This window comes from Rhodospirillales bacterium, assembly GCA_023898805.1.
Lineage (GTDB): Bacteria > Pseudomonadota > Alphaproteobacteria > Micavibrionales > UBA1664 > UBA6145.
Genome location: CP060260.1, coordinates 593,454 through 605,318, shown reverse-complemented (window position 1 = coordinate 605,318; position 11,865 = coordinate 593,454). Strand labels below are relative to the sequence as shown.

General features: G+C 63.2%; 14 protein-coding genes. 12 read left to right on the top strand and 2 right to left on the bottom strand.

Going from position 1 to position 11,865, the window contains the following annotated elements:
* Positions 1 to 756, top strand: coding sequence for a hypothetical protein (locus tag H6866_02995; protein ID USO08197.1), 756 nt, complete (start codon positions 1 to 3; stop codon positions 754 to 756).
* A gap of 60 nt (positions 757 to 816) precedes the next feature.
* On the opposite strand, the gene H6866_02990 is transcribed toward H6866_02995, so the two are convergent.
* Positions 817 to 1,212, bottom strand: a complete 396-nt coding sequence (locus H6866_02990; GenBank protein USO08196.1) for a PilZ domain-containing protein — start codon at positions 1,210 to 1,212, stop codon at positions 817 to 819.
* Between the two features lie 316 nt (positions 1,213 to 1,528).
* On the opposite strand from H6866_02990, the gene H6866_02985 reads away from it, so the two are divergent.
* The 11 genes from H6866_02985 (at position 1,529) to H6866_02935 (ending at position 10,907) form a co-directional block, all read left to right on the top strand.
* Positions 1,529 to 2,359, top strand: coding sequence for a hypothetical protein (locus H6866_02985; protein USO08195.1), 831 nt, complete (start codon positions 1,529 to 1,531; stop codon positions 2,357 to 2,359).
* Between the two features lie 26 nt (positions 2,360 to 2,385).
* The gene (locus H6866_02980; GenBank protein USO08194.1) at positions 2,386 to 2,628 is read left to right on the top strand and encodes a hypothetical protein; all 243 of its coding nucleotides are present in this window, start codon (positions 2,386 to 2,388) and stop codon (positions 2,626 to 2,628) included.
* Between the two features lie 142 nt (positions 2,629 to 2,770).
* Entirely contained in the window at positions 2,771 to 3,340 is a 570-nt protein-coding gene (locus H6866_02975; GenBank protein ID USO08193.1) for a hypothetical protein, read from the top strand.
* The gene (locus H6866_02970; protein ID USO08192.1) at positions 3,340 to 5,238 is read left to right on the top strand and encodes a hypothetical protein; all 1,899 of its coding nucleotides are present in this window, start codon (positions 3,340 to 3,342) and stop codon (positions 5,236 to 5,238) included. Before H6866_02975 ends, H6866_02970 begins: the two co-directional genes overlap by 1 nt.
* A gap of 29 nt (positions 5,239 to 5,267) precedes the next feature.
* The gene (locus H6866_02965) at positions 5,268 to 5,783 is read left to right on the top strand and encodes a hypothetical protein (GenBank protein USO08191.1); all 516 of its coding nucleotides are present in this window, start codon (positions 5,268 to 5,270) and stop codon (positions 5,781 to 5,783) included.
* Between the two features lie 3 nt (positions 5,784 to 5,786).
* Complete coding sequence (locus H6866_02960; GenBank protein ID USO08190.1) at positions 5,787 to 7,823, top strand: hypothetical protein; 2,037 nt, start codon at positions 5,787 to 5,789, stop codon at positions 7,821 to 7,823.
* A gap of 13 nt (positions 7,824 to 7,836) precedes the next feature.
* Entirely contained in the window at positions 7,837 to 8,157 is a 321-nt protein-coding gene (locus H6866_02955) for a hypothetical protein (protein USO08189.1), read from the top strand.
* Positions 8,154 to 9,635 (top strand): phage terminase large subunit, encoded by a 1,482-nt coding sequence (gene terL, locus H6866_02950; GenBank protein ID USO08188.1) that lies wholly within the window; start codon positions 8,154 to 8,156, stop codon positions 9,633 to 9,635. Before H6866_02955 ends, terL begins: the two co-directional genes overlap by 4 nt.
* The gene (locus H6866_02945; protein USO08571.1) at positions 9,635 to 9,892 is read left to right on the top strand and encodes a hypothetical protein; all 258 of its coding nucleotides are present in this window, start codon (positions 9,635 to 9,637) and stop codon (positions 9,890 to 9,892) included. The genes terL and H6866_02945 overlap by 1 nt, the downstream gene beginning before the upstream one ends.
* Positions 9,889 to 10,329 (top strand): cell wall hydrolase, encoded by a 441-nt coding sequence (locus H6866_02940; GenBank protein ID USO08187.1) that lies wholly within the window; start codon positions 9,889 to 9,891, stop codon positions 10,327 to 10,329. Before H6866_02945 ends, H6866_02940 begins: the two co-directional genes overlap by 4 nt.
* Positions 10,329 to 10,907 carry a ribokinase gene (locus H6866_02935; protein ID USO08186.1) on the top strand — a complete coding sequence of 193 codons (579 nt, stop codon included), beginning with the start codon at positions 10,329 to 10,331 and terminating at the stop codon, positions 10,905 to 10,907. Before H6866_02940 ends, H6866_02935 begins: the two co-directional genes overlap by 1 nt.
* Here H6866_02935 and H6866_02930 read toward each other — a convergent pair.
* A complete protein-coding gene (locus H6866_02930; protein ID USO08185.1) occupies positions 10,901 to 11,803 on the bottom strand; it encodes a DMT family transporter in 903 nt (300 codons plus the stop codon). The two genes, H6866_02935 and H6866_02930, sit on opposite strands and share 7 nt — an antisense overlap.
* Positions 11,804 to 11,865 lie beyond the last annotated feature (62 nt).

Here is an 11,865-nt window from a genome sequence, read left to right as displayed (position 1 = left end):
ATGAGCGAAACAAATCTTTTGGAACAGGCATCTGAAGTGGATGCCGCACCAGCGCAAGGCACGTCCGCGCCGGATATATCCGCGCGGCCGCAGGGACTGCCTGATAAATTCTGGGACGAAGGAACGGGGCAGGTGCGGCTTGATGATTTGATCAAATCGTATTGCGCGTTGGAAAAACGTCTGTCGACCGGATTCCAGATGCCCGAAGACCCGGAAGGACGGATGCGCGTTCTGCGCGCGATGGGCGTGCCGGAAACGGCGGACGGGTACGTCATCGATCTGAAGACCGATCTTCTGCGCCCCGATACGCAGGTCAACGAGCGTCTACACGCCAAGGGCTTCACCCCCGAACAGGTGCAGGAGGTCTATGACCTGGCGGCGGAGCGGCTGGTACCGATGGTGCTGGATGTCGCGGCGGAATTTCAGGCCGACCGCGAGATCGAGCGGCTGGTCGCCGATTTCGGCGGGCCGGAACAATGGCGCGAGGTATCGCGGCAATTGCTTGCCTATGGGCGCAAGTCCCTGCCGCCCGCTGTGCTTGAAGGTTTGTCGGCCTCGTATGACGGGGTGATGGCGCTTTACCGGATGATGAAGGGCGACGCGCCCGGCGTGATGGACAAGGCGCAAAGCGGTGCACCGGCCAGCGAGTCGGATCTGCACGCGCTGATGCGCGACCCAAAATACTGGCGTGATCGCGATCCCACGACCATCGCCCGGGTTACCGAAGGATTCAAACAACTTTACGGCGCGAATTGAGTTACAAATTAAAACGCAAGACCCCGCCCAAAAGGCGGGGTTTTTAGCGGTGGCGGATTTTCAGGCCAGGTTTTCGGCTTCTTCGTCGCGGGCGTTCTGGGCATCGCGGATCACCTTGGCGAAGGCCTTTTCGATTTTTTTCGGCATGTCGACGAATTCAAGCGCGACGCGCGTCTTGCCTGTGCGCGCGACGCGGGCCGTAACCGGAATTTCGCTGACCGTTTCGGAAAGGCGGAATTTCATCACGACCTGCAGATGCGCGTCGATTTCAAAACCGCGGCCGTCCGCTTCGAACAGCACGCCGCATTGCGACCAGTCGCTGACCGGATAGGTGGTGCCGTCGACCTCGGCCACGCAGACATCGTGGATGCGGCGCGGAAAACGGCGCCGGGTGATTTCGGTGTTGTCGTTGGTCGCGCTGGCCAGTGCCTTGCGGATGCGTTCAATGCTGCTCATGCCGCCATTCTACGGGTTCGGGCGGGGGCGCGTCAAAAAATAGGTTGACAGATAAGGAATTTAATCCTATATTGTGAGCGTAAACGCCAGAAATGCGCCCAAAACTTTGGTTTCGGGCGCATTGTTTTTATCGGGCGGGGTTTTTACGTGCGTTTGCCCCGCCCATCCTTTCGCGTTGACGGAGAACGGCCCGGTGCGGGCCGCCCGGCATTGCGCATCCGCAAACCTTCGCGGGCAGGCCCGACATTCGGACAACCCCCCTTAGGGTCTTTTTTCAGATTTTTAAAAAAACTCAAACCCAAGAGAGAGGACCGCAATGTCCATTTCCATCGATAACGCGTTCGTCAAACAGTTCGAGCGCGAGGTGTTCGAGGCTTATCAGCGCATGGGGTCGAAGCTGCGTTCGCAAGTCCGCAGCAAGTCCGGCGTCAACGGGTCGAGCACGACGTTCCAAAAGGTCGGGGCGGGCACCGCTTCCACCAAATCCACCCACGGCATGGTGCCGGTGATGAACCTGAACCATACGGCGGTCGAGGTCGCGTTGGCCGATTATTACGCCGGCGACTGGATCGACAAGCTGGACGAGCTCAAGCTCAACCACGACGAACGTCAGGTGATCGCCAATGCCGGCGCTTATGCGCTGGGCCGCAAAAGCGACGAGCAGATCATCACCGCGCTTTCGGGTGCCAGCCAGGCGGTCAGCGATTCAGCCGCGGGCATGACCCTCGACAAGGTGCTGGAGGCGTTCGAGAAACTGGGCGCCGCCGACGTGCCGGACGACGGGCAGCGCACTGCCGTGGTCGGCTGGAAGCAATGGTCGCAGTTGCTTGCGATCGAAGAATTCGCCTCGGCCCAGTATGTCGGGCCGGACGAACTGCCGTTTCGGGGCACGCAGGCCAAGATGTGGCTGGGCACGCTGTGGATGCCGCATTCCGGCCTGCCGGTCAATGCGACGACCGGCGTGCGCAAGTGTTTCTGGTTCCACAAAACCGCCATCGGCCATGCCGTGGGCGCGGACGTGGAAACCGACATCACATGGCACGGCGACCGCGCCGCCTTCTTCGTCAACAACATGATGAGCATGGGCGCGGGCCTGATCGAAGACGCGGGCGTGGTCGTCATGACCTGCGATGAAACCCCGGCCTAACGCCAGCGCACTGAAGGAGAAATTCAATGGCTTATTCATCCAACAACCTCAGCGTTCTGGCCTATGCCAACAATTTTACGCTGTGGCATTACACCACGAGCGAGAGCAGCGTCACCGGGACGGGGTATTTTAACGCCGCCTCGGACATGTTGCGGGTCAACGACCTGATCATCGCCAACATCGCTACCGGCGGGACGCCGCAGACGATCTTCTACATCGTCACCGGCAATGCCGGCGGCGCGGTGAGCGTTACCGCGTTTACCGCGTAACGCCTCCCGTGCGGGCGCGGGGCGCCCATGTTCACGCGCTTTTGCCCCTTTGGCGCGCGGGCGCCCCACGCCTATCGGCAGCGAGCGGGAGGGACCGGACGTCACGGTCCCTCCCTTGATCTTTTACCTTACGGAGATATTCATGGCCCTTAATGATGTTGCCTTGTGCAGCCGCGCTTTGATGCGCATCGGCTGCGCGCCGATCGCGTCGTTCGACGACGGGACGGCAGAATCCGAAATCGCGGGCGCGCTGTACGCGCCGGCGCGCGATGCGCTGCTTTCGGCTTATGGCTGGTCGTTCGCGACGGGCCAGCAGGCGCTTACCCGCCTTACCGCCGCGCCGGAGGCGGATTATCAATACGCCTATGCGCTGCCGTCCGATTTTCTGCGCGCGCTTTCGGCGGGGACCGGTGCGCGGGGCCGCGGCCTCGATTATCGCGTTATCCGCAACGTGCTGCACACAGACGCGGAAAGCGTGCTTTTGACCTATATCTTCCTGCCCGACGAATCCGAATTTCCGCCGTTTTTCGACGCGGCGCTGATCGTGCGGCTGGCGGCGGAATTCTGTATTCCGTTGACCGAAAGCACGAGCCGGGCCGAGGCGCTTTACAGCATGGCCGAAAGCGAATTCCGCAAGGCCAAGCAAATCGACGCGCAGCAGGATACGCCGTCGCGGATCGAAAACTTCCCGCTGGTCGATGTGAGGGGCTGATGCCGATCATCCGCCAGATCAAGACCAATTTCACCGCGGGCGAGGTGTCGCGTCGGTTGTTGGGGCGCGGTGATCTGCGCGCCTATGAAAACGGCGCGCTGACTTTGCGCAACCTGTTCATCCATCCCACCGGCGGCGTCACGCGCCGCGCGGGGATGCGGTTCGTCGATCTGGCCGCCGGGCCAGGTCGATTGATCGATTTTGAATTCAACACCGAGCAGACCTATCTTCTGGCCCTGTCGGCGGGGCAGATCCGCATCTATCAAGACGATACACTGGTTGTGACGTTAAGCGCGCCATGGAGCGCGGGGCAAATCGCCGCGCTTGGCTGGACGCAGTCGGCGGATACACTTTTGCTGGTGCATCCGGATGTCGCGCCGAAAAAACTTACGCGGTCCGGTGCCGGGGTTTGGGCGCTTTCGGACTGGACGTTCGATGCGGACGAAAACACCGGCGTCGTGTACCAACCGATGTTTAAATTCGCGGACAGCACCGTGACGTTGACGCCCAGCGGGACCAGCGGCGCGATCACGTTAAGCGCATCGTCCGCGGTGTTCGCGGCGGGACATGCCGGAACACGCATGCGCGTGGGCGGCAAGGAGGTCGCGGTCACGGCCGTGCTTTCGGGGACGGTGGTCAATGCCAGTGTCATCCAAACCCTGTCGGGCACCGCCGCGACCAAAGAATGGGAAGAACAGGTCTTCAGTGCGGTGCGCGGCTATCCCGTGTCCTGCGCGTTCCATCAGGACCGGTTGATCATCGGCGGCAGCCGCGATCTTCCTAACCGGCTGTGGATGTCGCGTTCGGGCGAATTGTGGAATTTCGACCTTGGCACCGGGCTTGACGACGAAGCGATCGAATTCGCCATCCTTTCCGATCAAGTCAACGCCATCCGCAACGTGTTTTCTGGGCGGCATCTGCAATGTTTTACGTCGGGCGCGGAATGGCAGGTTTCGGGCGATCCGCTGACGCCGACGACGGTGCAACTCAACCGTCAGACGCGGGTGGGATCGATCGTCGATCGCAACGTGCCGCCGGTCGACGTGGACGGCGCCACCATATTCGCCGCGCGATCTGGGCGCGAGTTGCGCGAATTCGTCTATACCGACGTCGAGCAGGCGTATCAGGCCAACGATCTTGCGCTGCTGGCGCAACACATCATCAAGGACCCGGTGGACCAGGCGTTCGACAAGCGCAACCGGCTTTTGCATCTGGTGCTGGCGGACGGGCGCATCGCGACGCTGACGGCCTATCGCGCCGAACAGGTGGCCGCGTGGACGTTGCAGGAAACGCAGGGCGCGGCGCTGTCGGTCGCGGCGGTGGGCGAGGACGTGTACCTGTTGCTTAACCGTGGCGGCGTCTACACCATCGAGATTTTCGACGACACGCTTGCTGTCGATTCCGGCCTTGCGGGCAGCGCGGAAACGCCCAGCGCGACGTGGTCCGGCCTTGGCCATCTTGAAGGACGCAGCGTGGCTGTGGTCGCGGACGGCGTGGTTCAGCCGGACAGAACCGTCAGCAGCGGCGCGATCACGCTGGCCGCGCCCGCGGGCAGCGTTCAGGTGGGGCTTGCCTATACACATATCGTCGAACCGTTGCCGCCCAACGCGGTGGCGGAAGGCGGGCAATCGCGCGCGGCGCGCCTGATCGAGACGGTGTTCCGGATCGAGGATACACAGGCGCTGCGCGTCGACATGGGGCGCGGTGCACGGGACATTCCCTTGCGCGAAACCGGCACGGCACTGGACACGCCGGTCGAGCCTGTTTCCGGCGACATCCGGGTGCGCGCCTTTGGCTGGCGGCAGGACGGCACGCAGCCTTTGTGGCGGATCGAGCAGACGACGCCGTTGCCCTTCACGCTGTTGTCGGTCGCGGCGGACATCAAGACAAGCGAATAACATCAAAGCAATTTCAAGGAGACGAAAGAATGGGAAGTTTGACATCGGTGCTGCCGACGATCCTGTCGGGGGCGGGGCTGCCGGCGGCGCTGGTCGGCATCGGCCTCGACGTCGCGGCGCAAAAATCCGCCTATACGAAACTGGTAAACCAGCAGGATCAGGCGCTGACACAGCTTAAGGAGCGTCAGGCGCAGGACGAACAGGCGGCGGCGCAGGACGTGGCGGCGCAAAAGGCACAGATCGCCGCGGACGCGCAGACGGCGGAGGCGCGGCGGCTGGCTGCCCTCAGGCGCGCGGTGGCGCGGCAAAAGACGTTGTTTTCGGCGCAGGGCATGGGCGGCGACACGGGCAGCGGGTCGAACGAGGCGGTGCTGCTGGGGCTTTACAATGACTCGCAGGCCGAAGCTGACGCGCAAACGCAGGCGGATGCGCTGCGCAATACGGCGCTGGACCAGAGCCTTGCGCAGAAAAAGCAGAAAAACCTTCTTGAGGCGGCACAGCTGGAACAGCAGCAAAGCCTTGCCCGCGTCATCAAGGGGTTCTAGGCCATGAGCGACACGCATATCAAAATGCCGGACGTGGTGCCGGTGGTGCGCTATGCCGCAAACGGCAGCGACACGGTTTTCGCTTTCGCCTTTCCCGTCTTTGCGTCGGAAGACGTTGCGGTCTATCTGGACGGCGCGCGGCAGGCCAGCGGGTATGACGTCGCCGGCGCGGGGTCGAGTCTGGGCGGCAGCGTCACGTTCGACGACGCGCCGGTCGCGGGCAGCGTGGTGACCATCGAGCGCCGCATCCCGATCGAGCGGACGACCGATTTTCTGGAGGGCGGGGAGTTATCTGCCCGCGCGTTGAACAACGAACTGGATTACCTGACCGCCGGGTTGCAGCAGGCGATCCGCGATCAAGGCGGGATGTTGCGTTACGACGGATTGGAAACACCGGGGCCGGTGACGTTGCCTGCGCGCGATTCCCGCGCAAGGCGGGTATTGGGATTCGACGAAAACGGCGATCTGACCAGTTACGCCACCGGCAACACGCTGGCCGCGCCCGATTATCTGCAATCCGGTGCAGGGGCGGTAACGCGCGCGATCGACGCCAAGGCAGCGGAATTCGTTTCCGTGCGCGATTTCGGCGCGACGGGCGACGGGCTTGCGGACGATACGGGGGCGTTCATACGTGCGCTGGCGGCGCATGACGCGGTCGTCGTGCCTGCCGGAACATATCGCGTTACGGCGACCATCGTGCTGGGCGCGGGGAAAAGCCTGACCGGTGCGGGACAGGCCAGCGTTATCGCTGCATCCGGCACGGGGTTCAACGTCATTGAAATGCGCGCGGAGTATGCGCGGCTTGCGAATTTAAAAATCAGTGGCGGCGACGCAGGTGTGAAGCTGTACGGGCGCGATGCGCCATGCGTGCATAATACGCTGACGGATCTGGTGATCGTGCAGGCACGGACGGGAATTCTTCTGGATGGGTATCAAAATCCGTCCAATCCTTGTTACTGGAACATGGTTTCGCGCGTGCTGGTGTTCGCGCCAGCGATCGACGGGGTCAGGCTGGATAAAAGCGGCGCGGGGGATACGCCCAACGCCAACAGGTTTCAAAATCTGCGCGTGTATTCAAGCGGCGCGGACATATCCGGTTGCGGCATTTATGTCGCCTATGGCGGCAACGCCAACAGTTTTACGGATTGCGAGGTCAACGTCAAAAACACCGCCGCTGCGTGCGTGCGGCTGGGCGCGCATGCGGACAGCACGTTTTTCGTCAATCTGTATACCGAAAGTTCGGGCGGCGTGCCCAACATGCAGTTGGATGCCGGGTCGGCGCATACGTCGTTGACCAATCTGCACGCAATGTCGGACGGGGCCGCGATCTACGATCTTTCGGGCGGGGCGTATCTTGCGCACAATGCCGGGTATCCGGTGCGCACGACGCTTGGCCGGGCGAAGATCGCGGATGCGACGCTGACGCTTTTACGGCGGGATACGGTTTATGTCGATGCGCCGGGCGCGGCCGTTGTGGATGCGACAGCCGCGCGCAGCGTGCATCTGGTGGCCGCGACCAATGGACAGATCACGCTGCGCCTGCCCGCGGCTGCGGACGCGGTCGGTGCAAGCTATACGATCAAGAAAGTCGATTACACCGGCAACATGGTGGTGGTCAGCGCGATAAGCGGCAGCGGGCCGGACGGGCGCAACATCCAGCTGGGCGGGCCGAACGATTACGTCAGCGTGCTTTCAAACGGGGCGGGATGGTTCATCACCGCCAGCAACCGGATGAGCGGCAACACGCGCTATCACGACGGGGCGGGGACATACGATATCGACATGGCGGTCGACGTATACCTGCTTTCGGCCTATGCGGGGGCCAAGACCGCGCGGCTTCCGCCCGCGGATGCGGCAAACGCCATCGGACGTGTCGTGCATATCAAGAAAACGGACCCGTCCGGAAACGCCGTGACGTTAAGCGTACAGGGCGGCGGCATGATCGACGGCGGAACCAGTCTTGCGCTGAACGGCCAGTACAAATCGGCCAGCGTCGTGTCGAACGGCGCGCAATGGTTCGTGCTTCAGAAATACCTCTAATCATGGAAACGCAATGCCCCGAAGAAAAAAGGACGGCGTCCTTGACGACGTCACGCGCGCGAAAATCGCCGCCTGCCTGCCTCAAGCCATTGGCCACGCGCTGGATTCATACCGCGATTTCGCACAGCCGGGACAGATCGTGGACGTCAAGACCTTCGCCGCGCACCACGCGGCGTGCAAGGCGGCGGTCGCGCATATCGAATTGCTTTTACGGCTGGCGGCATCGGTCGAAATGCCGGCGGCTGACGACGACGGCCTGGCCACGCTGATAACGGACGCGGAGGGCGAATTGCTGCGCTACCGCGCGCAAGAAGACGACGAGGACGGCGCATGAACGATTTTCCCCTGTTCCTTTCCATCTGGAATAGGGCGCAGGGGCAAACCACGCCGCATGTGCATTTTCGCATCGCGCACTGGCTTTCCCATCGCGACCGGGCCGGGGATACGCGGCTTTTGCTGATGGCGTTCCGGTCGTGCGGCAAATCGACGATTGTCGGGCTTTACGCGGCGTGGCTTTTATGGCGCGACCCGGATCTGCGGATTCTGGTGCTGGCGGCGGATGGAACGCTGGCTGCCAAGATGGTGCGCAATACGCGCCGGATCATCGAACGGCATCCGTTGACCGCACATCTTTGTCCCGATCGCGCCGACCAGTGGGCGGCGGATCGTTTCACCGTGGCGCGGCGCGCGGAATGGCGCGACCCGTCGATGGTCGCCTTCGGTATCGGCGCGAATATCACGGGTTCGCGCGCCGATGTCGTCATCTGCGACGACGTGGAGGTGCCGAATACCTGCGATAGCGCGGAAAAGCGCGTGAATTTGCGCGATCGGCTGGCGGAATTATCCTTCGTGCTGGTGCCGGGCGGAACACAGATTTACGTCGGCACGCCGCACGCCTTCGATACCATTTATGCGGTGGCGCCAGGCGACGGGCCGGAAACAGGCGCCCCGTTTCTGGCGGGGTATAAGGATCTGCGCGTGCCGCTTCTGGCCGATGACGGGACATGCGCGTGGCCGGAGCGTTTTTCGCCCGCAGCAATCGCCGATCTGCGCAAAAGCGGCGGGCCGCGGCGTTTCGTGGCGCAGATGATGCTGGCGGCACAGCCGGTGGCGGCGGCGCGGCTGAACCCCGATCTTTTATGCTGGCACGAGGACGCGGTCGCATACAGCGAGGCAGGCGGTGCGCCAGTGCTGCGCATTGGCGGGCGGCGCATGGAATCGGCCAGCGCGTGGTGGGACCCGGCCTTCGGCGACGGGGGCGACGGCAGCGTGGTCGCGGTCGTGTACGGGGACGGACAGGGCGAATACTGGTTACAACGGCTTGAGTATCTGCGCGTGCGTGCGGAGTCGGGCGAGGACGCGGCGACGCAGCAATGCCGTGCGGTCGCACGTATCTGCGCCGAGATGCATTTGTCCGCGATCGCGGTCGAGATCAACGGAATCGGCAAGTTCCTGCCTGCGATTTTGCGGCGGGAATTGCGCGGCGGCGCGGCGGTGATCGAGGCGGCAAGCCGCCGCGCCAAGGATGTTCGCATTGTGGAGGCGTTCGACGCGGTGCTGGCAGCGCGCGCGTTGCATGTGCATCGCTCGGCCGCGGCGACGCCGTTCATCGAGGAAATGCGCAATTGGCGCCCCGGCGGAAAGGGCCGCGACGACGGTCTGGACGCGGTGGCGGGCGCGCTGGCGCAGCAGCCGGTACGCGTGCGGGGTGCTGGTGCAGGGGGTGCGGGCATAAGACGGGCGGGATGGCAGGGGGCGGACGCGCGTTACCGCGCGCGCAGCGAATTCAACGTGATGGAGCAAGGAGAATGATCGAAGCCTTTTTTGAAGACGGGGTCGCCTGGTGGGTCAGTGCGATCGAATTGCCGGCGTTGGCGGGTTTGCTCGCGCTGGTGATGCACCAGCGCGAATTGATGGCGCAGGAGAAACTGGAGGCGATGCGCAATTTCGCCAGCATCGCGGCGGTGCGTGAGCTGGAGCAGCGTCTGGCATCACACCTTTTGCGGATCGAGGCGAAGCTGGACGCGACCGCCCTGAAGGCCGAGGCCTTGACCGGGAGGGAGCGATGAGCGCGGATAAAACAACGGACGATACCGCGCGCGCGATCGACGTGCTGGCGCGCACCATATGGGGCGAGGCGCGGGGCGAAGGCCCGCGCGGGATGGAGGCGGTGGCGGCGGTGGTGCTCAACCGCGTCGCGGTGGCAAACAGGCATGGCGGGTATTGGTGGGGCAAGGACATCGCGGATGTGTGCCTGAAGCCGTTTCAGTTTTCGTGCTGGAACGCGAACGACCCGCAGCGCGCGAAACTTTTGTCGGTGGCTGAAAACAACATTCATTTCGCGACCGCGCTGCGTATCGCGCGGCGCGCGGCATACGGGCTTTTACCCGACAGTGTCGCGGGGGCCACACATTACCACACGCTGGATATATTGCCGCGCTGGGCGCAGGGGCAAACGCCGGTCGCGATCATCGGACACCATATGTTTTACAGGCTGGAGGCGTGATGCTGGAAACGATACTGGGCAAGCTGGGCTTGCCGCTTTTGATCGAAATCGTGCGCGGGGCATTGGCCAAGATCGACAACCCCGTGGCGCAGGGGGCGGCCAAGGCGCTGGACCAGACGCAGGCGGCGATGAACACCGGCGCGATCACGCCCGAGGCGCAGGCCGAGGCAAACCGGCATCTGGAGCGGATGACCGAGTTGGCGCAAAAGGAGCGCAGCGACGTGCTGGATTCGATCAACCAGACGATGCGCACGGAAACGCAATCAAGCGACGTCTATGTGCGGCGGATGCGCCCGACCTTCGGATATCTGATGGCGGTGACGTGGGCGGCGCAGATGCTGGCGCTGGCGTATATCATCGTTTTCGACACGGGCCGCGCGCCGGTGGTGTTGCAGGCGGTGGAATCGCTTTCGACCATCTGGGGCATCGCCCTGTCCGTCCTTGGTCTGTATGTCTATAAGCGCAGCGACGAAAAACGCCCGATCGTTCTGGCCGCGCCGCAGGCCGAACAAGGCGGCGCGGCGCAGATTCCTGTTCCGTCGCGCAAGCCGTTTACCGGCGGGACGTTCAATCAGTGAGTCATCAACCGACCGCGGCGCAGGGAATGCAGAATGTAGATGCCCGCGCCCATGACCAGCAGGGAGCCCGCGAAAATGCGCGCGGTCGGCGGCTGGTCGAAAACCAGCCAGCCAAGCAGCACGCCCCAGAGCATCTGGGTGTATTGCAGCGGGGCGACCTGCGAGACGACGTGCGAGCGCGCGAAAACCAGCGAGATCGAGATCATGGCGATGCTCAACAATACGCCGTACAGCACCATCAGGCCGAGATCGGGCAAGGCGGGCATCACCGGCCCGTCGACGAACAGCATCACAGGCAGGTTGAGAAGGACCAGCGTGGCGTGGGTCGCAAGGCTGAAATTGGTGGGCGGTTCGTGCCCGCCGATGCGGCGGGCGAGCAGCGCCGCCCCGGCCGAACACAGCGAGGCCGCGAGCGCGGCGAGCGCGCCGACATTGAGATCGGCGAAGCGCGGACCCGCAATCACCAGCACGCCCAGAAATCCGGCGCCGATCGCCAGCCAGCGCGAGGGGGGGATATGCTGTTTGAGAATCAGGCGCGAGATCAGCGCGACCCAGATCGGGTTGAGGAAAACGATGCCGTAGAAATCGGCCAGCGGCAAATGACGGATCGCGATCAGCACCAGCATGGTCGATCCGCCCAGCAGCAGGCCGCGCAGGAGATGCAGACGCCAGCGTTCCCCTTTGAATATAGCGCGCGGCCCGCGTATCACGGCGGCGACACAAAGCATCAAGGCAAAGCCGGTGACATTGACGGTCACAAGAATCTGCGCCGCGCCGTAACCCCCGGCTTGAAGCCATTTGCCCAGCGTGTCGCTTAGGGTGAAAAACAGATAGGCGAAAATGGCCAGTCCGAAGGCGTGGAAGGGGGGAAGGATCCTGTTGGCGTCAGCGTGCATCGTCCCGCATCTCTATCCGATTCAGATTATGTTTAAAACGGGCTTCTGGCTGTGGCCGTACA

Excerpts from the sequence above, each read along its gene's own strand:
- H6866_02995 (USO08197.1), top strand. The coding sequence starts at position 1 with ATGAGCGAAACAAATCTTTTGGAACAGGCATCTGAAGTGGATGCCGCA.
- H6866_02990 (USO08196.1), bottom strand. The coding sequence starts at position 1,212 with ATGAGCAGCATTGAACGCATCCGCAAGGCACTGGCCAGCGCGACCAAC.
- H6866_02985 (USO08195.1), top strand. The coding sequence starts at position 1,529 with ATGTCCATTTCCATCGATAACGCGTTCGTCAAACAGTTCGAGCGCGAG.
- H6866_02980 (USO08194.1), top strand. The coding sequence starts at position 2,386 with ATGGCTTATTCATCCAACAACCTCAGCGTTCTGGCCTATGCCAACAAT.
- H6866_02975 (USO08193.1), top strand. The coding sequence starts at position 2,771 with ATGGCCCTTAATGATGTTGCCTTGTGCAGCCGCGCTTTGATGCGCATC.
- H6866_02970 (USO08192.1), top strand. The coding sequence starts at position 3,340 with ATGCCGATCATCCGCCAGATCAAGACCAATTTCACCGCGGGCGAGGTG.
- H6866_02965 (USO08191.1), top strand. The coding sequence starts at position 5,268 with ATGGGAAGTTTGACATCGGTGCTGCCGACGATCCTGTCGGGGGCGGGG.
- H6866_02960 (USO08190.1), top strand. The coding sequence starts at position 5,787 with ATGAGCGACACGCATATCAAAATGCCGGACGTGGTGCCGGTGGTGCGC.
- H6866_02955 (USO08189.1), top strand. The coding sequence starts at position 7,837 with ATGCCCCGAAGAAAAAAGGACGGCGTCCTTGACGACGTCACGCGCGCG.
- terL (USO08188.1), top strand. The coding sequence starts at position 8,154 with ATGAACGATTTTCCCCTGTTCCTTTCCATCTGGAATAGGGCGCAGGGG.
- H6866_02940 (USO08187.1), top strand. The coding sequence starts at position 9,889 with ATGAGCGCGGATAAAACAACGGACGATACCGCGCGCGCGATCGACGTG.
- H6866_02935 (USO08186.1), top strand. The coding sequence starts at position 10,329 with ATGCTGGAAACGATACTGGGCAAGCTGGGCTTGCCGCTTTTGATCGAA.
- H6866_02930 (USO08185.1), bottom strand. The coding sequence starts at position 11,803 with ATGCACGCTGACGCCAACAGGATCCTTCCCCCCTTCCACGCCTTCGGA.